Raw genomic sequence first — 26,589 nt, 5'->3', positions numbered from 1 at the left:
CTGAAACATATGGCATCTCAATTCACCTCAGAACAATTTTTCTCTGGTTTCATTATACTATATCTGAAACATAGATGCACGATTTCTGTGTACTTTATTCAGTTTTCAATGTGCAATTTTAATTTATATTGAACGCTCACAAGAGCATATCAATCTTTTTCTCATCAGATTAGATTATCCGAGTTTTCGGACAGTCTCCCCTTCCCTCTCAAAAACTATTACATTCATTCCTTCTGGAGCCAAAACACAGAAAAAAGAAATAATACCATATCCCAGATGCGGCTTCGGAGTGTGTTTAGGATGCGGATGAGATCATCTTCTGAGCAAGCAGTAGTCTTCTGATTTCGCCCCCTTCTCTTTCCAAAGACTATTGCATCCATTCCTTCTGGAGCCAAAACACAGAAAAAAGAAATAATACCATATCCCGGATGCGGCTTCGGAGCGTGTTTAAGATGCGGACGAGCATCTTAAATACAGCGACTACAGAGCATCTGGGATATGGTATTATTTCTTTTTTCGTTTGTTTTCTCTAATGAATCAAATAGTTATTTCCCGCATATATTATACAATGAAGAAATTAGCGTTATATCTCCTTTTCATTTTCGGTGCCCTCTTTATCCCCGTTATTAGCACCCTTCTCATCTCCGGGAATATGGGCGTTGCGGACAGGAAGATGGGAATTACTGTTGAGATGAAAAATGGAGAAAAGATGGACGGAGAACAATTTGTCATCGGCATGGCTGCTTCCGAGTTATCCTACATAAAAGAGGAGGAAGCATTGAAAGCGTGGATGATTGTTTGCAGAACAAATTTTGTGAAGGTAGCTTCCGGTGAAAATAGCAGCAAAAATGCATCAGCTACACAGAATGAAGGTAAGGTAGCAGATGTAGCAAACATAGGAATAATAAAAAATATAAAGCAAAAAAATCTGAATCTTGATTATGTTTCCATGAAAGAATTAGAGGAAAATAATGGGAGAAAAGCGTATTTAGAAATAAAGAAAAAACTCGAGGATGCTTCCGATGCAACTTTTGGACAGGTGCTTACTTACGAGAATAAATATGCGGATGCACTTTATCATGAAGTCAGTATCGGGAAAACGGTTTCCTCGGAAGAAATCTATTCCGTAGCTGTACCGTATTTAATCAGCGTGGATAGTAGTCAGGATGTGGAATCGTCCGATTACATGGATGTGAAGATTCTTCCTTATGATGAAGTACTACAGAAGCTTATCAAAGCGGATAAGAATGGCAGGCTGGAAAAAATCGATAAAAAACAGAATATAAAAATATTAAAAAGCAGCTTGAAAATCACAAAACATACGGACAATGGATTTGTGCAGGAAATTATGGCACAAGACAATAAATGGACAGGAGAAGAATGGAAGAAAATCTTTGACCTAAACTCCACCAATTTTTACTTGGAAAATTATAATGGAAAACTCCGCATGGTTACTGTCGGAAAAGGACACGATATGGGAATGAGCCTTTACGGGGCAAATGCATTGGCAAAGAAGCAGCTTTCTACGGCAACGATATTATCCTATTATTATCCCGGAACGAAAATTTTAGATTAATTTTTGGTGTATAAATTTCATTTTTCTGGTAAAGACTATAGCCAGAGGTGATGATATGAAAAGACCAAATAACTCATTCCAAAAAAAATATATTTCAAGTTTGGTGATTGCAGCTTTTTTAATTTTATCAGTGCTTACTGCTTACAATATTAAGATCGGGAATGCCGATGGGAGAAAGTCTGATAACAAAACAAAAACAGAGAATACAGAAAAAAGTAATGATGTGATAGGCCCGGTGTCTGGAAGTGATACGGATTCAGCAGCAGGTTCCGCATCAGATTCTACAGAGAATAATGATATGGATGCAGAATGGGGCGAAGAAACGAATGATAAGACGGAGACAAATGACAGAGCAGTTACAGAGAAAGAAGATTCTGATGAACAAAAAGATGAACAAACGACAGATCGTGAACGAAGTGGAAGTGGAATAGAAAGCAGTGATGCTGTGTACAACTATAATGGAAGAAAGAAGTTGACATGGCCGGTGATGGGGAATATTATCCTTCCTTATAGTATGGATGCGACGGTGTATTACACAACACTTGACCAGTATGCTTGCAATGACGGAATTATTGTCGGGGCAAAAGTAGGAGAGGAAGTTGTTTCTCCGGGAAATGGACGGATTGTTAATATAGAAGATACAGATCGTTATGGGAAAATGGTGACGATCTTACTTGGGAATTACTATAAGGCATATTGTGGACAACTTGAGAATGTTGACTATGAGATTGGGGATGACATTCAGGAAGGCGATGTGATCGGAACAGTGGCAGAGCCTACCAGATCATTTGTTTTAGAGGGACCAAATGTATTTTTTAAGATGACATATAAAGGAAAAGCGGTGAATCCGGTGAAGTATTTGCGTTCCTAGAGGAACGTCCGAATTTATTTTGCATATAGTAGTTGCATACAGGAATAAAAATACAGCCGGAATCTGCCAACATGTGTATCATTCTTATTTATTTTCTATATTTTACAGGTGACAGCCAGTCATTTGCCATATCGTCTGATTTACCGATCGTTCCGGCTGATGAAAATAGGGGAGTCCATTGATGTGGGCTTCCCAAAAAGAAAATACAGATAAGAGAAAATATGTTATACTAAAGTATAAGTATGTTGGAAAGAAACCATTGGAAGATAGCAATTAGAAGGTAATAATTTAGAAGGTAACAGATGGAAGAGAGCAGAATAGAAAGAGCAGATGATAGAATACCCAATACATCTCAGGTGAATTATACATACATTGTAAAATGTAGTGATGAGACTCTTTATACAGGCTGGACGAATAATCTTGAGAAGAGGTTGAGGGCACATAACAGTGGAAAAGGTGCTAAGTATACGAAGAACCGCCGCCCGGTGGAGCTGGTATATTTTGAGGAGTATGATACGAAACAGGAAGCGATGAAAAGGGAGTATGCGATTAAGCAGCTTCCCAGAGAAAAAAAGCTCGCTCTTATTCGATGTTGTCAGAGTATTTTTTAAATATACTCTGATAATAAAGGATAAGAGAGGGCTTTTTTTAATCTTTGTTGATTTAAGGATATAAAGTGTGTTATAAGTTATCTATAGAATATTAAGTAAGGCAGATACAGAATTGCTCGTTATGCCGGATAATTCAAGAATGTCCAGGCAGTATAGGCCTTACATTAGATAGGCATACATAAAGATGAAATGGCAGATACTTCCGCCCATAACAAAGAGGTGGAAGATTTCGTGGCTGCCGAAGTCTTTTGGAAGCTTATCAAAAATCGGAAGTTTTAATCCGTAGATAATACCGCCGACAGTGTAGATGATGCCTCCGGCAAGGAGCCATGCAAATGCACTGGCTGGCAGGTTGGCAAGGAGTGGCTTGAAGACAAGTACACATGTCCAGCCCATTCCGATATAGATGATGGAACTCACCCAGTGTGGGCAGTTAATAAAGAAGATCTTTATAATAATGCCGATGATTGCAGTAGACCATACGAGAATGAGCAGTGGAATTCCCTGCTTTTTATCAAGTGCCAGTAAGCAGACAGGTGTGTAGGAACCGGCGATCAGTACGAAGATCATAGAATGATCGATTCTTCTAAAGAAGAGATTTACCTTCTTGGAAATATCGAAAGAATGATAAAGGGTGCTTGCTCCATAGAGAAGAATCATGCTGCTGATAAATACGCTCATGGCAAAAACGACAATAGAATTATTCGTGTGCACCGCTTTGCCGATCAGTGGGAAGGCACAGATAACTGCACCGATCATAGCGATTAAATGAGTAATGGCACTGCCGGGATCTTTAAACTTTTTGCTTGTTTTGTTCATAATGATAACCTCCTGTTGTAAAATGAATATAAGATTCATATAAGTATTATATGATGTAGTTTTAAAAACCATGTACTGTTATTATGGATATTAGCACAGAAGGTTTGAGAATTCAAGAGCGGTTTTTCAGAAAAAAATATAAATAAGAGAAATAAAGAGAATAACTTAGTTTTTAACAGAAAAAAGGAGAAAAAGACGTATATGCGAATTGGAATGGCCCAGATGGATATAAGCTGGGAGAATATTGAAGATAATAAAAAGAAAGTAGAAGAGTTTTTTCAGAAGGCAGTGGAGAATCAGGTGGATTGTATCGTATTTCCGGAAATGACACTGACCGGGTTTTCAATGAATGTGGAAGAAACAGGAGAAAAAGCAGAGAAACAGGTTCATTTTTTTGAGGAGATGAGCAGAAAGTACAAGATGCTGACTGTTTTTGGATATACAGAACCAGTACCGGAGGAGCGCTTGAAAGAACATCCGGATTGGAATCATTATTATAATCGTCTTGGGATTGCAGAGAATGGAGAGTTAAAGTTAAATTATGCGAAGATTCACCCTTTTTCTTACGGATTTGAAGGGGATTATTATCAGGGAGGCAGAAAGTTAAAGTCAGTAGAATGGAAAGATACAACGCTGGGGGCATTTATATGCTACGATTTACGTTTTCCGGAGATTTTTCAGATCAGTTCAGAAAAAAGTGAGATTATATTTGTGATAGCGAACTGGCCAAGGTCAAGGATTGATCAGTGGGATACACTTCTTAAAGCAAGAGCGATTGAAAACCAGGTATATATGGTTGGGGTGAACCGGACAGGAGATGGGGATGGACTGCATTATAACGGACATTCTGCGATTTATTCACCGGATGGAGAGGTGATAACAACCATTCGAGAAGAGGAATGTCTTCTTATTGGAGATATCGATCCGGGAGTCATCAAAGAAATGCGTAAAACATTTCCTATGAAGAATGACAGAAGAGAAGAACTTTACATTAAAATGTGGAAAAACTCAATGCTTTAGAAAAAAATGTGGAAAAGTGCTGTATTTTAGCGGGAAAAAGGAAGGAATTTTCTATTTGACGGCTATTTTTACCTGTGCTATGATATTTAAGAAGAAAATGTAGATAACAGTTAAAGACAAGAGTGCCGTTAACTTAGCTCTATTTCCTGTTGGATGATAGAGCTTTTTTTTTGCGATAGAGAATAGCTATTGCATCCTTAATATAGAAAGAGAGACATTACATGGAGACAGTAAAATTTACAGAACTTGATATAAGACCGGAGATTTTAAAAGCGGTTGCCAATATGGGATTTGAGGCGATGTCCCCGATTCAGGCAAAAGCGATTCCGGTAGAGCTTTCCGGAAGAGACGTGATTGGACAGGCGCAGACAGGAACAGGTAAGACGGCAGCGTTTGGTATTCCTATTTTACAGAAGGTCGATCCGAAGCTTAAAAAACCACAGGCAATCGTTCTTTGTCCGACAAGAGAGCTTGCGATTCAGGTTGCGGATGAGATTCGTAAGCTTGCAAAATATATGGCATCTGTAAAGATTCTTCCAATTTATGGAGGGCAGGAGATTTCCAAACAGATTCGTTCGTTAAAGTCAGGTGTACAGATCATTATCGGAACACCGGGACGTATGATGGATCACATGAGAAGAAAAACAGTGAAGTTTGACAATATCCATACGGTTGTTTTAGATGAGGCAGATGAGATGCTTGATATGGGATTTCGTGAAGATATCGAGACAATCTTAAACGGAGTGCCTGAGGAAAGACAGACGATGCTTTTCTCTGCGACAATGCCAAAGCCGATTATGGAGCTTGCCAAAGCTTACCAGACAGAGCCGGAGACAATTAAAGTGATCAGAAAGGAACTGACCGTTCCGAATATCACACAATATTATTATGAAGTGCGTCCTAAGAATAAGAGCGAGGTATTATCAAGACTTCTTGATATTTATGATCCAAAGCTGTCTGTTGTATTCTGTAATACAAAGAAGGGCGTAGATGAATTAGTAGCTGACCTTAAGGGAAGAGGTTACTTTGCAGAAGGACTTCATGGAGATATGAAGCAGACGATGCGTGATCGTGTTATGCACCGTTTCAGAAGCGGTAAGACCGATATTCTTGTAGCGACAGATGTGGCTGCCAGAGGTATTGACGTAGATGATGTAGATGCAGTATTTAACTACGACCTTCCACAGGATGAGGAATATTATGTACATCGTATCGGAAGAACCGGTCGTGCGGGAAGAACCGGTATGGCGTTCAGTTTTGTTGTAGGAAGAGAAGTTTATAAGTTAAAAGATATCCGCCGTTACTGCAAGGCAAAGATCAAGGCACAGCCAATTCCATCAATCAATGATGTAACAGAAACAAGAGTAGAGAAGATTTTTGACCGTATCGACAACTATATCGAAGATCAGAACTTAAATAAATACATTTCCATGGTAGAAGATTTCGTAAATGAAAAAGACTATACAGCAATGGATGTAGCAGCAGCTTTCCTTGCAGAAATTCTTGGAACTGCAGATGGCAGAGATGCTGGCAATAAAGAAGACTTTGGTGATACTGGTGCAGAAGAAGGAATGGTTCGTCTCTTTATCAATATCGGAAAGAAACAGGGAATCCGTCCGGGAAATATTTTAGGTGCGATTGCAGGAGAATCTGGAATTTCAGGTAATCTTGTAGGAACGATTGATATGTACGACAAGTATACTTTTGTAGAAGTACCAAGAGAAGTTGCTTCTGATGTATTAGAAGCAATGAAAAATGTAAAGATTAAAGGTAAATCCGTTAACGTAGAACCTGCAAATAGAAAGTAAGAAAGTAAGTAAGAAAGAAAAGCTTTATTTGCAAGGTGTAAAGTAATTACGAATAGATTATAAGTAGACAGAAAAGAAACAGCAGAGGGGTAGTTTATTATGGAGATGGTTCAAAATCTAATACGGAATCTTTCTGTAGCAGAAAAACTGCAATTTCACAGCTATCATACAAAACCGGTATTGAATTTTCAGGCGTTATTTACAGATGGAAGCAGCAACTATATGAATCCACTCGAACCAAAGACAGGGGATGAAGTAACGGTTCGCTTCCGGACTGCAAGAGAGAATGCAGAACATGTATATTTATGGGTCAATGGTGAGAAAAAGGAAATGCACATCGCATCCAAAACAGAGAGGTTTGACTTTTATGAGAGCAGCTTCCTTATGGGAACAGAAATAGCGGATTACTATTTTGAGATTCATTCCGGAGGTATCTGCTGCTATTTCAATAAGAAGGGTCCGGCAAGAGACTTAGAGCCGTTCTTTAATTATAAAGTAACACCAGGCTTTTCGACACCGGACTGGGCAAAAGGAGCAGTTTTCTATCAGATCTATGTAGATCGATTTGCAAATGGTGACCCGTCAAATGATGTCTTAAACAGAGAATATATTTATATAAAGGAGCCATCGAAGAAAATCGATGACTGGTATTGTTATCCGGAACAGATGGATGTGCGGAACTTCTATGGCGGAGATCTGCAGGGTGTGCTTGATCATCTTGACTATTTAAAAGAACTGGGCGTGGATGTCATTTATCTCAACCCGATTTTCGTCTCTCCTTCTAATCATAAATATGATATTCAAGATTATGATTACATTGATCCACACTATGGAAAGATTGTCGTAGATGAGGGAAATACATTACCTGACTGGGAAAATAATAACATGAATGCGAGCAAATATATTTCTCGTGTTACAGATAAGCGTAATCTTGAGGCAAGTAACGAATTCTTTGTACATTTTGTAGAAGAAGTGCATAAAAAAGGAATGCGCGTTATCCTCGATGGTGTATTTAATCATTGCGGCTCCTTCAATAAATGGATGGATGCAGAGCGGATTTACGAGAATCAGTATGGCTATGAAAAAGGTGCATTTGTTGATGCAAACAGTCCATATCGTCATTTCTTTAAATTTTATAACCAGAATGCATGGCCGTATAACGATGATTATGACGGCTGGTGGGGTCACAAAACTTTGCCAAAATTAAATTATGAAGAATCAAGACAGCTTTATGATTACATTTTGCATATCGGAAGAAAATGGGTTTCCCCTCCATATAATGCAGATGGATGGCGCCTTGATGTGGCAGCCGATTTAGGGCAGAGTGAAGAATTCAATCATCAGTTCTGGAGAGACTTCCGAACAGCAGTAAAAGAAGCCAATCCGGAAGCCATCATTCTGGCAGAACATTATGATGATGCAGGCTCCTGGCTGATGGGAGATCAGTGGGACACTATCATGAATTACAGTGCATTCATGGAGCCGGTTACCTGGTTCTTAACCGGAATGGAAAAGCACAGCGATGAGAGAAGAGGAGATCTTCTTGGCAACACACAGGCATTTGTTGATGCAATGGTATATCATATGTCAAGATTTCAGTATCCGTCACTTATGGTATCCATGAATGAGCTGTCCAATCATGACCATTCCCGTTTCCTGACAAGAACGAATCAGACAGTAGGACGTACCGCAAGCCTTGGACCAGAAGCTGCCAACCAAAACATTAATAAAGGAATCATGCGGGCGGCAGTAATGATACAGATGACCTGGCCAGGCGCACCAACCCTCTATTACGGAGATGAAGCCGGACTATGCGGCTGGACTGACCCGGATAACAGGAGAACCTATCCATGGGGCAGAGAAGATCAGGAACTCATCCAGTATCACAGAGATATCATTGCAATTCATAAAGCAGAAACTGCACTGATGCGAGGCTCACTCAAATACCTCCATGGCGGCTTCAAGGTAATCTGCTATGGGCGTTTTACCGATACCGAAAAAATGATCGTATTGATTAATGCTGGCTTTGATGAAGCAAGAGTTAAAATTTCTGTATGGGAAGTCGGCGTTACAGATAACGAGGATATGGTGGAAGTTATCATGAGTAATGAGGAAGGCTATACGATGGAGAAGAAGGTGCATCCGGTAACATCAGGAGTGCTGGATATCACCCTTCCAAGAGTATCCTCCATCCTATTAAAAACCATAAAAAAATCCTAATTTGTAGATTTTGTATAGACGAAAAAAGAAATAATACCATATCCCATCTGCTCTGTAGTCGCTGTGTTTAAAATGCTTATTCGCATCTTAAACACGCTCCGAAGCCGCATCTGGGATATGGTATTATTTCTTTTTTCTGTTCTTTGGCTCCAGATGGAAATTAGTATTTAAATCTTGGATGGGAATAAGGGGATTGTCCAGAAGGTTATGGTTTTCATCCAAATAAAGGCTCCAGATGAAGAATATTTTCTTATGGGGAAACAGTTCTCTGATTAAAAACCATAATCTTCTGGAGAATCCCCTTCTCTTTCCAACAGAAATCACTAATTTGCTATTTGTTATCAAAACCAGACAGCCGCTGAAACAAAACTTTATGCGGAATTGTAAGAAAACTATGATAAAGAAAAAAGAATGGTTATAAGTATTGGATTTTGTGACTTTGCGCTGTGGAATTTTGACTCTGAAAACTTCGGATTCGTTTTTCCGAAGTTTTCGTTTTTTGAGGCAAAATGAAGCGTTTAGCGCAACGGAACAAAATCTAACTTATAACCATTCTTTTTTCTTTAGAAGACTAACTACAATTCAGCTCAATATCTTCTGCTAAAGCGGCGTCTGTGTCCCCAGCAAATTAGTATTTAAAAAAGTACTTGATTTTTGAAACGAGATAGTATATAATACGATATTGTCAGGCGCAGTAATGCGACTTGAATGGGTGGATTCCCGAGTGGCCAAAGGGGACAGACTGTAAATCTGCTGCAAATTGCTTCGGTGGTTCGAATCCACCTCCGCCCATTCGTCTGAGTAATATCAGGCATAAGAAGTACCGGATTGTCCGGTTTTTTCTTTGCCGGCGTGGCGGAACTGGCAGACGCACAGGACTTAAAATCCTGCGGGACTTATACTCCCGTATCGGTTCGATTCCGATCGCCGGCATTATAAGAAAGCAGATAAGGCATAAACTTTTTTGAAGTTTATGCCTTTTTTACTTTATGGGAATTCTTGAATAGGAGGAAATGGTTTTATGGGGATTGAATTACAATTTTTGAATTTGATACAGGAAATACGAACTACATTTCTGGATGTTTTCATGAGTAATGTTACAAAACTTGGGAATGTAGGTTTTATATGGATTCTTTTGACAATAATCTTGTTAGTGATTCCAAAAACGAGAAAAAGCGGAGTGATTCTGGCGGCAGCATTAATTGTGAATCTGATATTATGTAATGTGATCTTGAAGCCATTTGTCGCAAGAATACGACCATTTGATGTGAATACAGCGATTCAGTTGATTATTGCAAAGCCACAGGATTATTCTTTTCCATCAGGGCATACTGCCGCATCTGTTGCATCGGTAGTGGCGCTTTATTTAGCGGGGGAGAAAAGACTGTGGAAGATCGCGCTTATTTTAACCTGTTTTATTGCATTTTCCAGAATGTATTTATATGTTCATTATCCAACAGATGTTTTAGGTGGAGCTGTTGTGGGAGTAATTTCAGGTTATATAGGGTATAAGGTTACATTAAGAATGTCGAGACATTCGGGGATGAATTGATGTAGTCTTAATGTTTTTTCAGTTGCTTTTTTTTGAGATGATTTTTCATGACAGTATTTGAAGTTTATCTCAGTCGAGAAGACACCCACCTCTTTCAGGTGGTGAGTGATAGAAAATTTGTCTCAGTGAGAGTCTTCTCGACTTGAATAATGTATTTTTTTTAGAGACTTAAAAGTTTGTGCAAAACTGACAAAAAAGTTTCATATATTTTTTCTGGAGGTAAGGATGGCACATTTTTTACAATATCGGCTGGGTCCTGCTGACGATGGGAAAGAGGTTCTTTTTCTGATGCAAAAAGTGCTGGGGCTTACAACAAAAAAGGTTCGCTCTGTAAAGCATGAAGAGCGGGGAATTTTGCTAGATGAGGAAAGAGTGACAGTAAGAGCAAGGGGAAAAGAAGGACAGCTCTTAAAAGTGATGTTGGAAGATTCGCAGGAAAAGCAGAGTAAAATTGCACCGGTAAAGATGAATCTTCATATTTTGTATGAAGATGAAGATTTATTTTTTGTGGATAAGCCGACTGGAATTGTGTCACATCCATCGAAGGGGCATACATGTGATAGCCTGATTAATGGGGTACAGGCATATTTTGAGGAGAAGGGAAGCTTCAATAATAAGAGAAGTAATATACATTTGATTGGGCGTTTAGATAAAGAAACTTCGGGTATTTTAGGAATTGCAAAGAACAGCGTGACAGCAGAAAGACTGATCAGACAAAGGAAGACGGGCGTTTTAGTAAAAGAGTATCTTGCTTTTGTAAAAGGGAACCTTCCAGAGAATGGTGTTCTTGAAATCCCAATGGAAGAGATGAGGGATACTAAGGATGGAGATAAGTTAAAAATGAAAGCAGGACTGGGTGAAAATGCAAAAACAGCAAAGACATTTTTTCGGATTGTAAAGCGTTTTGAAAAGTTCAGTCTTGTATCTCTTGTGATTGAAACCGGAAGAACACATCAGATTCGTTTTCATATGTCTTCGATTGGCTGTCCGCTTTTAGGGGATTCTTTTTACGGGGATGGTCCAGAAATGGGGATTTCCCGAACAGCATTGCATGCGCATAGACTGACATACATACATCCGTTTTGTCAAAAAGTAATGAGAATCGAGTCGGAAATGCCAAAAGATTTGACTTTTCTTTTAGGATAAAATATATTAGAATACATAATGGCATGTAAAGAAAATGTAATGGTTAAGTAAAAATTTGGGTAAGATTTAAGTAGAAACCTGAAGAAATCATTACAAAATTATGTAGAAAACAAAAGAGAGGATAATATCATGTTAGTTATGCTTACAGAACTGCTGAGTGGACTTGCCTTATTTTTATTTGGTATGAAGTTCATGAGCGAGGGGCTGCAGAAGGCTGCGGGTGACAAGATGCGTGTCATTTTGGATCGTGTGACCAAGAATCGATTCGTTGCAGTTTTCTTTGGTGCGATATTTACTGCGATTATTCAGTCGTCCGGGGCAACTACGGTTATGGAGGTCAGCTTTGTTAATGCAGGACTTCTTACATTGGAACAGTCCGTTGGTATTACATTTGGTGCCAATATTGGTACGACAATTACTGCACAGCTTGTTTCTTTGAAACTGACTGCCATTGCACCGTATATCATCTTTGTAGGTGCCTGCCTGATGATGTTTGGCAATAAGCCGATAACAAGAAAGATTTCAGAGGTAATCTTTGGATTTGGTGCATTATTCTTAGGAATTAACAGTATGACAGGTGCGTTGAGCAGAATTCCGCCAGAAATTATCTAACACACTTTACGGTGAACTTTCCGTAGAAATCGGATATTGCAGTGGACATAATAAGATGCTGAATGCATTAGAATATCATCGTTCTTCTGAGGCGAATGTTGCAGTAACAGATATTATTTTATTACTAGGTCATCAGTCAGATATTACAGAAGACTTTACATATGATACAGCACAGTTAGAAGCATTTTTCGTTCCGGCAGGAACCGCAGTAGAACTGTATGCAACAACACTCCATTATGTACCGATCGGAACAAAAGAGAATGACTACGCATTTAAGATGGGAGTTGTTTTACCATTTGGAACCAATTTTCCACTAGGTGTAACACTTGGAGCAGAAGCAGAGAAAGAAAAATTGCCAGAAGAAAAGTTACTTTTTGCCAAGAATAAATGGCTTATCGCTCATGAAGAAAGTGGGGAAGAAGGAGCCTTTATCGGACTTACCGGAAAGAATATTTCTGTGGATGATCTGGTAATTTAATTACACTAGAGCGTGTTTGAAAAAGCCTTTTTCAAACACGCTCTAGACAATTCTTAAAAAAGAAGATACCCTATATCTGTGATTCTATCACTGCGAGGTGAATGTTTTCTTAAAAGCTTTACATTCAATCCTCATTCTAAAGCCACAGATATAGGGTATCTTCTTGCTTCGGGAGCTTGCTTTAGCGGGGTTAAAATTATAAATCATATTTGTAAACGAGTCAGATTTTATTCATTTAAAACCAGAGCTTGTCGGCATGCCCATTCACCTAGTCAACTACCCACGACCTAAAGGTCATGGGCTTGTAACTGCCCAGTCGTACTAACGGCTTACACCTCCGACCTTTAATCCCCGATAGATATTGCTATCTAAAGTGGCGTTACATCATAGGGTGGCTGACAGCACCCTTTACAGACAAGACATGCTCATCTGTAACTGTATCAGGTACTAAACTTCCCATGCTATACAGTAAAAAAATCTTTTACGGTTAAGATTTTACGCAATACACGAATTTCGTATTGCAACCTCATATCTTGTCAATGTACAAAAGAGTGTCTTTAATGAGTAGCACATCTAACGGTTTTCTCTTTAAGAACTGCTACGGCTATTGTAGCATATTGGGTAACAGTTAACAAGGCTCCTCCCACCACCTAAAGGTAGTGGGTTTCCGCCTATGGCAAACGAAAGGATTTTATTTATGAATTAAATTAGACAGAACTTTTTAGAGAGGAGTAAGAAGAGTATGCGATATTATATTTCAGATCTGCATTTTTTTCACGAAAGTCTAAATACACAAATGGACTGTCGTGGATTTAAGGATGCAGCACAAATGAATGCTTATATGATAAAACAGTGGAACAGTAGAGTGCGAACCAGAGATGAGGTGGTGATTCTTGGCGATTTTTCCGTAGGAAAAGCAGAGCAGACAAATGAGATTTTAAATCAGCTTAACGGCAGACTTTATATGATAAAAGGAAATCATGACAGATATTTAAAAGAAAGCGAGTTCAATAAAGAACGCTTTGTCTGGATAAAACCTTATGCGGAGATGCATGATAACCGCCGAAAAGTAGTCTTATCCCATTACCCGATTTTCTGTTACAACGGACAGTATCGCAGAAATAAAAAAGGAGAACCACTCACCTACATGCTCTACGGTCACGTACATGATACGCTCGATGAACAGCTTGTGCGGCAGTTCTGCCAGATTACAAGACAAACAAAAAAACAGGGAAAATACGATGAAGAACCTATGCCGATTCCCTGTAATATGCTCAACTGTTTTTGCATGTATTCAGATTATATACCACGAACCTTAGATGAATGGATCGATTACTATTCATTAGGAGAGGACAGACGAAAATAAAAAGAATAGACCATAGCAATTGTAAAGATATCGCTACGCAGAAAATGCCTGTCCGGCATTTTTACTTGCTCTCACATTACATTTGCTATGGTCTATTCTTTTTATTTTCTGTTTGTTGGCTCCAGAAGGAATGAATGCAATAGTATTTAGGGAGGATAAGGAGAAGAGGGCAGAAGGTCGTGGTTTATTCTGATACTGTTTCGCGAATCCTAAAGTCAATCCCCCTTTATTTTTCTGCTCGTTAAAGAGAGAAAATAATCTTCTGGACAATATACTTTTTGAGTAAGCATCAGCCTTCTGACCTCTCTCCTCCTTCATCCCTACCAAAGACTAATGTAGCCGCTCCTTCTGGAGCCAAAACACAGAAAAAAGAAATACTACCATATCCCAGATGCGGCTTCGGAGCGGGCTTAAGATGCGGATGAGCATCTTAAGCACAGCGACTACAGAGCAGATGGGATATGGTAGTATTTCTTTTTTCGTCTATTCCTCTAAATTAATCTAAAAAATGTACCCAGTCCATTATCATTTCATCGATATTTTCATAAAGTTTATCAATCTGATGCTCGTCTGGTTCCTCAACAAAGATGCCACCAGTACATAGTACGCGTTGACCGGTCTTTTTGCAGAGGTTTTCTGCAATGTATGGGCAGAAGAGATCTTCTGGATTTTCTACATCTGTAATGACAGATGTTTCGCATTCGACAGGGTCAGTGTCTGGAAGCGGTGTGGAAAATGCGGTACATCCAAGGCGGTTTTCACCACCACAGGTAAGAAGTACGTGGAGATCACCGCCTACCGGTGTGATATCCATCTGGATAGAAGTAAATAGTAAAACTCTGTGAAATTTCATAGTGTCCTCCAATTAATTTTTCTTGCAGGATAGTTCGGCCATATCGTAAAGCACCTGAATTGTCTCATCGTGTCCGTAAAAGAATGTATTTACACATAGATCATAATTGCCAGCGTATCCCCACTGACGGCCTGTGTAATACTGATAATAATTCTTTCGTTCCTGATCCATTGTTTTTACTTTAGCAGAAGCGGTTTTATAGTCGCAGGCAGCAATACCCATTTCGTATTTTACTCTTTCTTTAAATGGAGCAGATAAGAAAATGGAAAGATGAGGGATGTTATTATTGGTGAGAACGACATCAGCACATCGTCCCATGATAATACAGCTTTCCTGTGCGGCCATTTCGCAGATAAGATTACTTTGGGTGAAAAAGAGCATATCAGACTGTATGGAGAAGAACTTTTTAGAAGCTTTTCCAAGATTACTCAGTATTCCGCGGCTGCTTCCAGAACTATCAATGCCATAATCTACAATTTCTTTTGAATTTAACCCCATTCGGTCACAAGCTAAGTGTATAATCTCTTTATCGTAGTAAGCGATGCCAAGACGTTGAGCAAGTTCAAACCCGATGGTGTGGCCTCCAGTACCGAACTGTCTGCTGATACATATGATAAGATTATTATCAGAAGAAAAACGACGAGAGGCAACAGCATCGTTATTATCGATACTGTGTGGTAAAATAATAGCAGGGTTATAGGCGAGAATATCCTTCTCTAATTCGTCATATTCCTGTTTGAGTGGGGCAGATTTCTCCTCATCTTTGATTGTACCGATCATATTGGCGATCAGGGTCATTTCGTTTTTAAGAAAATATTCCCGGTTAATCTTAAGGGAATCGATAATTTTCTCTAAAGCGAACGATGGACTGGAAGGAAAAACACGACCTAAAGTACTGCCGGTCGTTTCATAAACTTTTTTATCGAGGTTATACAGCCGGGAGGCTATATTCCTTTCCTGTTCGTCCGTTTTTTTCATAGTATACCTCCTCTTTGCTACACATATATAGTAATTATACTATACTACATTTTATAAAAAAATTACAGTTTAACTATGTAAAAAGTTAAAAATGACCAGTAAGCTGCTACGTTGCATGAAGCCATCTTGCAGCAGGAATGATGAGGCATTTTTGAATAATAAATTAGATTAAAAGAAAGGAAAGACATATGAGAACAAAAAAAAGAAAGATACTGTGGATGATGTTTTTGGCATTTGGTTTTTGTGCTGCATTTCAGAGTCATTGCGTAAAAGTAGAGGCAAAGATAGTAAAGCGGGATGTGACGCCAAGAGAACCGTCATCTAGTGACCTTCAGGTAGTGCGAAAGGTTACAAAGCTTGCATCAAAAAGATGGATCCAGTCATTTACGATGGATTCGAAATATTATTATTATATACAGATGACAAAGCCCTACTGTGGGAATCTGCGGATTACCAGGGTGAAATACAGAGGGCTGGGGCGCTATACGAGGGATCATATGGATTTAAAAAGATTTGGACATGCAACGAATCTGGATTGTTCTACGGTGAATGGAAGAACCTGGTTATGGACAGGCAGTGACTGTAAAAAGGGAAGTGACGTATCTAGAGCAATCTCAGGATTTCCGTATCGGAAAAACACAACACTTCGAAAACATGGAGCAATCCGATATAAGATTCCGGATATAAGAATTGGTAAGTATATGACAAATATTTATCCGGCAATTAGTGAAGATAATACACAGATGGCAGTACGTTATACATATAATAACAGACAGTATTTTCAGATTTACAATCTGATTGACGGAAAGTTTATTAATCCGAGAGGCCCTGTAAAGAGATTTAGTATTGACGCTACTTATGGGGATTTTCAGGGATTTGATCTGTATGGAAGTTCCGTTTATACAATAGACGGAAGTCCAAGAAGGTCTTTTTTGAAGGCATATAATCGGGAATATAACTGTTCTGCGGTATATCATCCGACAAGGATTCGTAGATATGATTTTGATTCAGGAGCCAGCAGAAGAGTAGTGATTCGTGGGGCAAAAAGACTTTCTTACAGAGAGCCGGAAGGGATAAAGGTTGTTTCTGGCAGAAGGGTTTATATTATGTACATATCTAATACATTAACCAATCAGTCCTGTAATATATACAAAGTAAAAAGATGGATATAAAAATGATGAAAACAGAGTCAAAAAACAGTAGCAATTCAGCGAGGTTTGCGATAAAATAGAAGCGGGATTTTCTAATTAAAAGTAATTAGAATACATATCCAAAAATAATTAAAAATAATTATAAGAAAGGATTGCTATATCATGACAATTCGAGAGATTTATAAGAACAGTGAACAATTTTTAAATAAAGAGGTGAAGCTTGGCGGATGGATTCGAAGCATTCGTGGTTCAAAACATTTTGGATTTTTAGTACTTCATGATGGAACATTTTTCAAGCCGATTCAGGTTGTGTATGAAGAAAAACTTGCCAACTTTCAGGAAATTTCTAAAATGAATGTAGGAGCTGCAGTGATCGTAGAAGGAATTCTTGTTCCTACACCGCAGGCAAAGCAGCCGTTTGAGATTCAGGCAACATCTGTTACTTTAGAGGGTGCTTCTGCACCAGATTATCCACTTCAGAAAAAGCGTCACAGCTTAGAATATTTAAGAACAATTTCTCATCTTCGTCCAAGAACGAATACGTTCCAGGCAGTATTTCGCATCCGTTCTATGGCGGCTTATGCGATTCACCAGTTTTTCCAGGAGAGAGGCTTTGTTTATGTGCATACACCACTTATAACAGCAAGTGACTGTGAGGGTGCAGGAGAGATGTTCCAGGTGACAACACTTGACCTGAATAATATTCCAAAGGATAAAGAAGAAAAGGTTGATTTTACACAGGACTTTTTTGGCAAACCAACGAATCTGACAGTAAGCGGACAGCTTAATGCAGAAACATTTGCACAGGCATTCCGCAATACGTATACTTTTGGACCTACATTTCGTGCAGAGAATTCTAATACTGCGCGTCATGCAGCAGAATTCTGGATGATTGAGCCGGAAATGGCATTTGCAGATTTAAAAGATGATATGGAAGTAGCAGAAGCAATGCTTAAATATGTTATTTCCTATGTTATGGAGAATGCTCCAGAAGAGATGGATTTCCTGAACCAGTTTGTTGACAAAGGATTAAAAGACAGACTGAATCATGTGCTGAACGCAGAGTTTGGACATGTAACATATACAGAGGCTGTAGAGATTCTTGAGAAACATAACGATGAATTTGAATATAAAGTATCATGGGGAACGGATCTTCAAACAGAGCATGAGAGATACCTTACAGAAGAAGTGTTTAAACGTCCTGTCTTTGTAACCGATTATCCAAAGGAGATCAAGGCATTTTATATGAAGCTGAATCAGGATGGTAAGACGGTAGCGGCAATGGATTGTCTTGTACCGGGTATTGGAGAAATCATTGGAGGAAGCCAGAGAGAAGATGATTATGATCTGCTTAGAAAACGTATGGAAGAAGTTGGATTAGATGAGGAGAACTATCAGTTCTACTTAGATCTTCGTAAGTATGGCTCCACACATCATTCTGGATTCGGACTTGGATTTGAAAGATGTGTTATGTATCTGACCGGAATTTCTAATATCAGAGATGCGATACCATTCCCAAGAACAGTGAATAATTGTGAATTGTAATTTGCCGCAGGCAAAGTAGACGCCATCTGGAAATAAAAGAATCTATATTTGTGACTTTAGTCGCAGCGTGTTGAATACTCACTCTAACCGCTCGTATCCAACACTTGCTCCGAGGCCACAAATATAGATTCTTTTATTTCCAGATGGCTGTGCTTTGGCTGGAGAAGCAAAATTAGAATTCATGTTGTAGGATTTGGATATCATTCATAAGAGTATAGCTTTCCATGAAATGAAATAGGGGCATTCTTGAATGAATTAATTTGCAGGATTGAAATACACAGAACCCACATCTCCTGTAATTTATAAAAATGCGCCTTAGAGCAAGTTCAAGTTGCGGATGAGCAGCTTGGACGCAGTGAAACGAAGCATTTTTATAAATTACAGGAGATGCGGGTTCGTCTTGAATTCTTCAACCTTACAAATTTTCGTGCAAGAATTTATCTCAAAGAACTAGATAAAGCAGTTTGTAAAATAGGTAAATTGTTATATAATGGTGACAGGATGGCGTTAAAGACTAGAAGAGAAATTCTGGTCTTGTCATAGCACGTGAAAAGATAATTCCAAAGGGGGTACTTTTATGCCAAAGTGGCTTGATTTAAATGAAGTAGATGATGATGAGATTCTTTTGAAAAAGAATCGAATGAGCAGAAGTCTTGTTTTTGACACACCGGAAGTATCAGAAGTGGCAGATGCGGCTGAGGAGGATTTCCTTGATACGATGGAACCGGCGAAGAAGAGTATGACAATCTTTTTTATGATTGATGTGTCCGGCAGTATGAAGGGAACGAAGATTGGTTCTTTGAATAGTACGATGGAGGAATTATTACCTTCATTGATTGGTGTTGGCGAGGCTTCTACAGATGTGAAGATCGCGATCATGAAGTTTTCTACAGATGTAGAGTGGGTGACACCGGAGCCGGTGAAGATTGAGGAATATCAGTACTGGAATCGTCTGGAAGCAGACGGTCTTACGTTTATGGGAGATGCATTTTTGGAGCTTTCTAAGAAGCTTTCGCGCAGTACATTTTTAAGTTCTCCTTCCCTTTCTTTTGCGCCGGTTATATTCTTGTTATCCGACGGTTCTCCGAATGATGACTGGAAGAAAGGGCTTGATACATTAAAACAGAATAAATGGTTTCAGCATGGGCTAAAGATTGCGCTTGGTATCGGTTCTAAGGTAAATATGGATGTACTTCGTGCATTTACCGGGAACGATGAGCTTGCTGTCCAGGCAAAGAATGCAGATCAGCTTAGGGAATTGATTAAACTTTTAGCGGTCACTTCTTCTCAGATTGGAAGCCGCAGTCTTGCTTTAGTTGATTCGAATGGAAGACAGCCGGCAGAGGAGGCTGTGGCACAGGCGAAGCAGCAGGTTCTTGTGGAAGAGATTCGGACAGGAGCAAAGGATATTCTTGGTGAAGCAGTGGATCTTGGTGCTGTGAATTACGATGAAGGATGGTAGAACATAGATGAGAGAGTTAAAGATTGGAGAGAGAATTCCAATAGAGGCAGGCGGCGAGGCCGTTGTCTCAAGAGAGCTTGGACGAGGCGGGCAGGGTATTGTTTATCTTGTGCGTTATAATGGCAGAGAATATGCGCTTAAATGGTATTTTATCAGTCGGATAAAGAACCCGGAGGCATTTCGTAATAATCTTCGTAAGAACATTGAAGATGGTGCGCCGGAAGGCGGAAAGCAGTTTATCTGGCCGTTATTCCTGACAGAAACGAAGAAGAACGGAGCTTTTGGTTATCTGATGCGTCTTGCACCATCAGGCTACGAGTCTTTTACGGATATTTATAATGGATATCGCTGGGAAAAGCCTCGGGTAAAAGGACAGCCGGCAAGAAAGATCAAGGTGAAGTTTGCTTCTCTTGATGTGATGCTCACAGCAGCAATTAATATCGTTAAGGCATTCCGAGCACTGCACCTTGCGGGTAAGAGTTACCAGGATCTAAACGATGGCGGATTTTTTATTGATACAAAAACAGGGGATGTTTTAGTTTGCGACTGCGATAACGTAGCGGCAGATGGAGATAACTTTGGAATCGGAGGAATGCCTGGCTTTATGGCACCGGAAGTTGTGCGTGGTATTGCAAAGCCAGATGTGCTGACAGATAGATATTCACTGGCAGTCGTTTTATTTAAATTATTTTTCCGCGGAGACCCGTTAGAAGGAAGTAAAGTATTGCAGTGCGTTGTTATGACAGAGGAGAATGATTTGATCCATTACGGAAAGGATCCGGTATTTATTTATGATCCGAGCAATGCATCGAATCGCCCGGTAAACGGTGTCCATGATAATGTGATCAAGTTATGGAAGATTTACCCGGACTTTATCAGAGAGGCATTTACATTATCTTTTACGTATGGAATTCAGGAGCCGAATGCCAGAATTATTGAAAAGAGCTGGATTCAGATGCTCATTCAGTTAAAGCTTGATATTATTCACTGTAGCTGTGGAAAGACGGCATTTTCTTCTTCTTTTGAAAAGACAGGGGAGCATACACTGCGTTGCCGTAATTGTGGAAGTACTATTTATACAATGGGGGTAAAAGATTATGAACTTCCGTTGAATCTTGGTGCAAAGCTCTATAAATGTCTGACGACGAAGAATAGTGATGACTTTGAATCGGTAACAGGAATGGTAATTGAGAATCGTTTAAAGAAGGGGCTGTTCGGTATTAAAAATATGTCAGATGATGTCTGGAAGGCAAAGTTTCCGGATAATTCCATCAGAGAAGTTGCACCGGGCAAGGGCGTACCGATCTGGACGGGCTTAGAGATTGATTTTGGAGATAATCTGATCGCAAAGATTCTCCTGTAGGTAGGAGGATAGGATGAGTGTATTTAATAAAAATGGCTGGGTTTCTCTTGCAGAAATATGTGACGAAAGACAGCTTGTAACAGACGTAGAAACCGGAAAAAAGGTTTTAAGAGCGGCATATTTTTCTTCAATGAATGCGATGATAGAAGGAGCATATCAATTTGCCCGTTTTTTTGAAGAGCTGCATCAAAACGGTAAGGTTTACTGTAGTATTTCTCCGGAAGCATTTTATTTTAATCTGAAAAGTGGAGCATTTCATTTTGAAGGGGAAGAGCTTCTTGGCGAAGCCTATGTGCAGGCTCCTGATGTCGAAAAGACAGATTTTACGGAGTTCCTTGCTCCTGAGTTAGTAGAATTCCTTGCAGAAGGACCAGAAGAACAGGAAGGTTCTGAAGATGTTGAAACATTCAGAGAATGTTATTCTTTTGAGACAGACCGTTATTTCATGGCGGTATATTTATTTGAATATTTCTTTCATACAGGTTCCCCATTTGAAGGGAAAAAGATGGTGAACCGCTGTTTCCTTTCTCCAGAGGAAAAGGAACTGTTCCGGGCAAAAGAAGGACGTTTTTGCATGGAACCGGGTGAGGAGGAGAATATTCCGGTTAAGGGAATTCAGGATAAATTGATTCAATACTGGAATGAATATCCAGAGATTTTACAAAAGATGTTCCAGAAGGCATTTCTTGATGGCGGAAGACTAAGAGAACTTCGACCGACAGAGGTGGACTGGAAGCAGCTTCTTGTAAGAATGGCGATGGATTATAAGTCCTGCCATTGCGGATTTCATGGATTTTCTTATAGATTGCTGCAAAAGGAGAACGGAACATTGGTCTGTCCGAAGTGTGGAAAGATTTATTATCCATTAACGAACGGATTAGACCGGATTCTTCTTGCAGAAGGGGAGAAGCTTTATGAGTGTCAGACCGGTCGGAATCCGATGGATAAAGATACGGTCACAGGTCTGATCGTGGAGAATCGCCAGAAAAAAGGCCTGTATGGTATTAAAAATGTAAGTCAGGGTGTCTGGAGAGGATTTTATCCTGACGGGAAATTAAAAGATATTCCAAATGGACAGGGAATTCCTATCTGGAATGGAATGTCTGTCCGATTTGAATTGGGTGAAGAATGGAATCTTCGTCTGGTACAGCAGACGGAGGAGAGAAAGGAAGATGAGGATGAGCAGACAGTTTGAAGAACAGAGTATAGAGGCAATTGATCCGTTAGAGACTATGCCGCCTGCCAAAAAAAGTATGGTCATTTTTTTCCTGGTAGATACTTCAAAAAGTATGGAAGGTTCAAAGCTGGAATCTTTAAATCGTGTTATGGGAGATATTTTACCGGAATTGATCGGTGTCGGTGAGGCAGGAACCGATGTAAAAGTTGCTGTAATGTCGTTTTCTTCCGGTTGTGAATGGATTACACCGGAACCGGTATTGATCGAAGAATATCAGAGATGGGAGAATCTTTCTGCAGATGGAGTAACCGATCTGGGAGATGCCTGTGAAGAGCTTTGTCAGAAGCTTTCAAGAAACAGTTTCTTAAGAGCACCTTCCCTTTCCTATGCACCGGTTATCTTTCTGATGACTGACGGATATCCGACAGATAACTACAAAAAAGGTTTTGAAATGTTAAAGAAAAACCGTTGGTTCCAGTATGGTTTAAAGATTGCACTGGCAATTGGTTCCAATGTCGATCTTGACGTACTTCGAGAATTTACGGATGATGAAGAATTAGTACTTCAGGCATGCGGTGCAGAAATGCTGAAAAAGCTTGTTCGTGAAATCGCGGTTACTTCTTCTAAGATCGGAAGCACGAGCATGACACTTACCGATGCGACCGGTGAGCGTTCTCTTGCAGAAGTAGCAGGAGCAAAGAAGGAACAGATGATAGAAGCTGTACAGGAAATGAAACAGGATATCATGGGAGTAGACGATCTTACCGATCTTGGCGATATGGATATTGAATTTGATGAGGGATGGTAGAATGTTTCAGGGAGTACATTCTACAGTAATCGGAGACAGCCATATTAGAAAGGGCATTGTCTGTCAGGATAGTTCGGGAACCGTAGTTACCGATCAGTTTGCCATAGCCGTAGTAGCAGATGGACATGGCAGTGCCAAGCATTTCCGCAGTGATGTGGGTTCGAGGATTGCTGTAAAGATTACGACAAAGTTATTAAAAAATTATATGAACCGTTCTGATTTTAAAGAACAGTTTTTCAAACATCCGGAATTTATTCTGGCCCAGATGGAAAAACAGATTTTAATGAAGTGGAGAGAAGCGGTAGAGGAATATCATTTAGAAAACCCACTCACAGAGGAAGAAGAAAGTAAGATTCCCGAAAAGGCAAAAGGCAGACTAAGAACAGCCGTTATTTACGGGAGTACCGTACTGGCAACGGTTTTGACAAAAGACTTTTCTTACGGAATGATCCTCGGTGACGGAGGGTTTGTCGTACTCGGAGAGAATGACGGATTATTTATCCCGATCGAGGATAAAAATTCCCACGCAAACTATACATCTTCCCTCTGTAATACCGATGCGATACATTTTTTTGAACACTGGTATACAACAGAAAAAGTAAAGGCATTATTTGTATCCACAGATGGACTGTTTAAATCATTTGCAAGCGAAGAAGACTTTTTAAAATATCATGGATTACTTTCCCATATGTTTCATGATACCGAAAAAATGAAAAAGAGTTTAAAACGGAATTTTGAAAAGAGAACGAGAGAAGGCAGCGGAGACGATATTTCCATTGCTTTCGTTTATCAGGAAGGAGAGACAGCGCAATGAAGAAAGAGGCAAGCGTAATTCTGGCAAAATGTGCACAGGATAAGCTTTACGGAATTCGAATTGAAAAAAGAGATAATGACTGGGTTCGTACATGGGCCTTTAAATTAAAAGAAGAAACTGCAGAAAAAGAAGGCTTCGATAAAATCAACTTTACCGGAAGCTTTTACACAGACGAAGAATACCCAGGCTGCCCTTACTGTGGAGCAAAGAAGTGTTTTGTCTGCGGAAACTGCGGAAAAGTAAGCTGCTATGACGGCTCCGATAAAGTTGTGTGTAACTGGTGTGGTTCAAACGGAACAGCAGCAGACGACGACGGAAAGCTCGATGTTTCTGGAGGCGGCTTCTAAAATACTAATTTGTAGATTTCGTGTAGACGAAAAAAGAAACAATACCCTATCCCATCTGCTCTGTAGTCGCTGTGTTTAAAATGCTCATTCGCATCTTAAACACGCTCCGAAGCCGCATCTGGGATAGGGTATTGTTTCTTTTTTCTGACTATCTAAATCTACGGTTTAACAACATGGAATGTGCCAGAAGACTATGGTCTTCCGGAAAATTAAATTCTAAAGGATTGACAATAAAGGCTCCAGATGAAGAATATTTTCTTATGGCGAAACCGTTCTCTGATTAAAAACCATAGCCTTCTGGACAATCCCCTTATTCTTCCTCAAATCCAAATACTAATTTCCTTCTGGAGCCAAATAGCAGAAAAGTAGAAATTTGATATAGAAGAAAATGGGATGTCGGAGCCAGTAAAAATGCCGGTCAGGCATTTTCTACGCCGCGACTATCTTCACATTTTCTTCTATATCAAATTTCTGCTTTTCGTCTCTTTAGTCCATCAAATTAGTATTTGGGAATTGTATTTTCTGTAGTTGTTTGTTATAATTTAGCATAAATATAGGTATATCAATATACCTCAGAAGTATGCCCTTTATATTGTAAGTGAGGAGTAGATGCTTCTGAAAATTTGTTGGGAGACTTAAATTATGAAAGAGACAATGAAAGACATTATTTTGAATGCATCCGTTCAGATGACGGAAAGTTGCCATAAAACAGATTTTATCGTATCAAGGGGGGAACGATGTCTTCCTGATCGTTCTTGTATTATTCGTATTTTAAAAGATTTAAAGAGGATAATGTTCCCTGGCTATTTTGGAGAGGAGAATATTGCGTTGATTTCTCCGCAGTATTTTATCGGTGACCGTCTGACAGATATTTATGGTAAGTTAAAACCGCAGATTGAGATTTCTTTGTATTATAGAGACTATGAAAAGTATACAGAGGAAGAAATCAGTGAGCGGGCAGAAGAAGTCTGTGAGGAATTTTTTAAGAGGCTTCCATATGTACAGCAGATGCTTTTAAAAGATGTGCAGGCCGGATTTGACGGTGACCCTGCTGCAAAGAGCAGAGAGGATGTTGTGATTTCTTATCCGGGGCTGTTTGCTATTTTTGTTTATAGAATCGCTCATGAGTTGTATACACAGGATGTGCCATTCCTTCCTCGAATTATGACGGAATATGCACATAGCCGTACTGGAATCGATATTAACTCTGGCGCACAGATTGGAGAATACTTCTTTATTGACCATGGAACTGGTGTTGTAATTGGTGAGACAACAGAGATTGGTAATAATGTGAAGTTATATCAGGGAGTAACTTTAGGTGCGCTTTCTACAAGAAGTGGACAGAAGTTAAAGGGTAAGAAGAGACATCCGACGATTAAAGATAATGTTACGGTATATTCTGGAGCTAGTATTCTTGGTGGAGAGACAGAAATCGGTGAGGGTGTTATCGTAGCAGGTGGAGCGTTTGTAACGAAGTCTGTTCCGGCACATACAAAGGTAATCGTAAAGAATCCAGAAATCAAGATTAAAGATTCTGATAAGAAGATTGAGCTTCAGACAACGGAGAACAAGGAAGGAATCTGGGAGATTTAAGCAAAGCTCGCCGGAGTTTTAGCATCGCAGATGTTTATGGTATTCGCTTATAGAAGTGACTGTAGATTAGAAAACGTTCACTTCTATAGGCGGTGCGGAGTGAAAGGAGTATCATATATAATATGAATAAAAAGTTTGTTGTTCACGCAAGAGTACTAAAGGCTATGTCGGATGAAAATCGACTGCGGATTCTTGAATTACTTCGTGAAAGGGAATATAACGCCAGCGAACTTTTAGATGAGATGGACTTTGGACAGTCTACTTTGTCACATCATATGAGAATTTTATTGCAGGCAGGAGCGGTAAAGGCTCGAAAGAATGGCAAGTGGACATATTACAGTCTGAATAAAGAAATATTCTCTACGGTTGCGGAGTGGATCGCGGAGTACGGAGAATAAGAATTTTGAATTTTTTAGAGT

The 26,589-nt window shown here is 39.5% G+C and carries 23 protein-coding genes, 2 tRNA genes and 1 pseudogene; 23 read left to right on the top strand and 3 right to left on the bottom strand.

Annotated features, from left to right (window positions below; translation table 11 throughout):
* Positions 1–568: 568 nt before the first annotated feature.
* The 3 genes from FYJ25_RS07820 (at position 569) to FYJ25_RS07810 (ending at position 3,058) form a co-directional block, all read left to right on the top strand.
* Positions 569–1,576: a SpoIID/LytB domain-containing protein gene (locus FYJ25_RS07820; RefSeq protein ID WP_167513793.1), complete on the top strand. Its 1,008-nt coding sequence runs from the start codon at positions 569–571 to the stop codon at positions 1,574–1,576.
* A 55-nt stretch (positions 1,577–1,631) separates the two neighbouring features.
* Positions 1,632–2,447, top strand: a complete 816-nt coding sequence (locus tag FYJ25_RS07815; protein WP_096241292.1) for a M23 family metallopeptidase — start codon at positions 1,632–1,634, stop codon at positions 2,445–2,447.
* 302 nt (positions 2,448–2,749) lie between these two features.
* The gene (locus FYJ25_RS07810) at positions 2,750–3,058 is read left to right on the top strand and encodes a GIY-YIG nuclease family protein (protein ID WP_154580982.1); all 309 of its coding nucleotides are present in this window, start codon (positions 2,750–2,752) and stop codon (positions 3,056–3,058) included.
* A 159-nt stretch (positions 3,059–3,217) separates the two neighbouring features.
* On the opposite strand, the gene trhA is transcribed toward FYJ25_RS07810, so the two are convergent.
* A complete protein-coding gene (gene trhA, locus FYJ25_RS07805; protein ID WP_154580981.1) occupies positions 3,218–3,877 on the bottom strand; it encodes a PAQR family membrane homeostasis protein TrhA in 660 nt (219 codons plus the stop codon).
* A 201-nt stretch (positions 3,878–4,078) separates the two neighbouring features.
* Here trhA and FYJ25_RS07800 point away from each other — a divergent pair, with 201 nt between their 5' ends.
* From FYJ25_RS07800 to FYJ25_RS07755, 10 genes and pseudogenes are all read left to right on the top strand, one after another.
* Entirely contained in the window at positions 4,079–4,897 is an 819-nt protein-coding gene (locus tag FYJ25_RS07800; protein WP_154580980.1) for a carbon-nitrogen family hydrolase, read from the top strand.
* Positions 4,898–5,118: 221 nt separating this feature from the next.
* Positions 5,119–6,705 (top strand): DEAD/DEAH box helicase, encoded by a 1,587-nt coding sequence (locus FYJ25_RS07795; protein ID WP_021907089.1) that lies wholly within the window; start codon positions 5,119–5,121, stop codon positions 6,703–6,705.
* A 99-nt stretch (positions 6,706–6,804) separates the two neighbouring features.
* Entirely contained in the window at positions 6,805–8,925 is a 2,121-nt protein-coding gene (locus FYJ25_RS07790; protein WP_154580979.1) for a glycoside hydrolase family 13 protein, read from the top strand.
* Between the two features lie 710 nt (positions 8,926–9,635).
* Positions 9,636–9,717, top strand: a tRNA-Tyr gene (locus FYJ25_RS07785).
* Between the two features lie 54 nt (positions 9,718–9,771).
* A tRNA-Leu gene (locus FYJ25_RS07780) sits at positions 9,772–9,858 on the top strand.
* A gap of 88 nt (positions 9,859–9,946) precedes the next feature.
* A complete protein-coding gene (locus FYJ25_RS07775; protein ID WP_154580978.1) occupies positions 9,947–10,477 on the top strand; it encodes a phosphatase PAP2 family protein in 531 nt (176 codons plus the stop codon).
* 225 nt (positions 10,478–10,702) lie between these two features.
* Positions 10,703–11,623 carry an RluA family pseudouridine synthase gene (locus FYJ25_RS07770; protein WP_154580977.1) on the top strand — a complete coding sequence of 307 codons (921 nt, stop codon included), beginning with the start codon at positions 10,703–10,705 and terminating at the stop codon, positions 11,621–11,623.
* Positions 11,624–11,752: 129 nt separating this feature from the next.
* Positions 11,753–12,235, top strand: coding sequence for a Na/Pi cotransporter family protein (locus FYJ25_RS07765; protein WP_330578308.1), 483 nt, complete (start codon positions 11,753–11,755; stop codon positions 12,233–12,235).
* Positions 12,222–12,713, top strand: a pseudogene (locus tag FYJ25_RS07760) (DUF4867 family protein); the annotation flags it as partial. The gene FYJ25_RS07765 and the pseudogene FYJ25_RS07760, both read left to right, overlap by 14 nt.
* 742 nt (positions 12,714–13,455) lie before the next feature.
* Positions 13,456–14,079, top strand: coding sequence for a metallophosphoesterase family protein (locus FYJ25_RS07755; RefSeq protein ID WP_154580976.1), 624 nt, complete (start codon positions 13,456–13,458; stop codon positions 14,077–14,079).
* A 496-nt stretch (positions 14,080–14,575) separates the two neighbouring features.
* Here FYJ25_RS07755 and lpdD read toward each other — a convergent pair whose 3' ends face one another.
* Positions 14,576–14,932, bottom strand: coding sequence for a prenylated flavin chaperone LpdD (gene lpdD / locus FYJ25_RS07750; protein WP_154580975.1), 357 nt, complete (start codon positions 14,930–14,932; stop codon positions 14,576–14,578).
* A 12-nt stretch (positions 14,933–14,944) separates the two neighbouring features.
* Positions 14,945–15,910, bottom strand: a complete 966-nt coding sequence (locus FYJ25_RS07745; protein ID WP_096241279.1) for a cytidylate kinase-like family protein — start codon at positions 15,908–15,910, stop codon at positions 14,945–14,947.
* A 188-nt stretch (positions 15,911–16,098) separates the two neighbouring features.
* Between FYJ25_RS07745 and FYJ25_RS07740 the strand changes: the two genes are divergently transcribed.
* From FYJ25_RS07740 to FYJ25_RS07695, 10 genes are all read left to right on the top strand, one after another.
* Positions 16,099–17,082 carry a phage baseplate protein gene (locus FYJ25_RS07740; RefSeq protein WP_154580974.1) on the top strand — a complete coding sequence of 328 codons (984 nt, stop codon included), beginning with the start codon at positions 16,099–16,101 and terminating at the stop codon, positions 17,080–17,082.
* Positions 17,083–17,223: 141 nt separating this feature from the next.
* A complete protein-coding gene (gene asnS, locus FYJ25_RS07735) occupies positions 17,224–18,606 on the top strand; it encodes an asparagine--tRNA ligase (RefSeq protein ID WP_021906665.1) in 1,383 nt (460 codons plus the stop codon).
* A gap of 577 nt (positions 18,607–19,183) precedes the next feature.
* Positions 19,184–20,068, top strand: coding sequence for a vWA domain-containing protein (locus FYJ25_RS07730; RefSeq protein ID WP_154580973.1), 885 nt, complete (start codon positions 19,184–19,186; stop codon positions 20,066–20,068).
* Positions 20,069–20,075: 7 nt separating this feature from the next.
* Positions 20,076–21,431, top strand: coding sequence for a serine/threonine protein kinase (locus FYJ25_RS07725; RefSeq protein ID WP_096241275.1), 1,356 nt, complete (start codon positions 20,076–20,078; stop codon positions 21,429–21,431).
* Positions 21,432–21,444: 13 nt separating this feature from the next.
* Positions 21,445–22,626 carry a hypothetical protein gene (locus FYJ25_RS07720; protein WP_154580972.1) on the top strand — a complete coding sequence of 394 codons (1,182 nt, stop codon included), beginning with the start codon at positions 21,445–21,447 and terminating at the stop codon, positions 22,624–22,626.
* Complete coding sequence (locus tag FYJ25_RS07715) at positions 22,610–23,416, top strand: vWA domain-containing protein (RefSeq protein WP_096241273.1); 807 nt, start codon at positions 22,610–22,612, stop codon at positions 23,414–23,416. The genes FYJ25_RS07720 and FYJ25_RS07715 overlap by 17 nt, the downstream gene beginning before the upstream one ends.
* Before the next feature lies 1 nt (position 23,417).
* Positions 23,418–24,230: a PP2C family serine/threonine-protein phosphatase gene (locus FYJ25_RS07710; RefSeq protein WP_167513792.1), complete on the top strand. Its 813-nt coding sequence runs from the start codon at positions 23,418–23,420 to the stop codon at positions 24,228–24,230.
* Positions 24,227–24,577, top strand: a complete 351-nt coding sequence (locus FYJ25_RS07705) for a TerY-C metal binding domain-containing protein (RefSeq protein ID WP_005351706.1) — start codon at positions 24,227–24,229, stop codon at positions 24,575–24,577. Before FYJ25_RS07710 ends, FYJ25_RS07705 begins: the two co-directional genes overlap by 4 nt.
* A gap of 642 nt (positions 24,578–25,219) precedes the next feature.
* On the top strand, positions 25,220–26,170 hold the full coding sequence (gene epsC, locus FYJ25_RS07700) for a serine O-acetyltransferase EpsC (RefSeq protein WP_021906136.1): 951 nt from the start codon (positions 25,220–25,222) through the stop codon (positions 26,168–26,170).
* Positions 26,171–26,292: 122 nt separating this feature from the next.
* Entirely contained in the window at positions 26,293–26,568 is a 276-nt protein-coding gene (locus FYJ25_RS07695; protein ID WP_021906135.1) for an ArsR/SmtB family transcription factor, read from the top strand.
* The last annotated feature ends 21 nt before the right edge of the window (positions 26,569–26,589 follow it).

Source organism: Anaerobutyricum soehngenii (assembly GCF_009697165.1).
Classification (GTDB): Bacteria; Bacillota; Clostridia; order Lachnospirales; family Lachnospiraceae; genus Anaerobutyricum; species Anaerobutyricum soehngenii.
The sequence above is the reverse complement of the archived record's forward strand: the minus strand, read 5'-3'. Positions and strand labels throughout refer to the sequence as shown.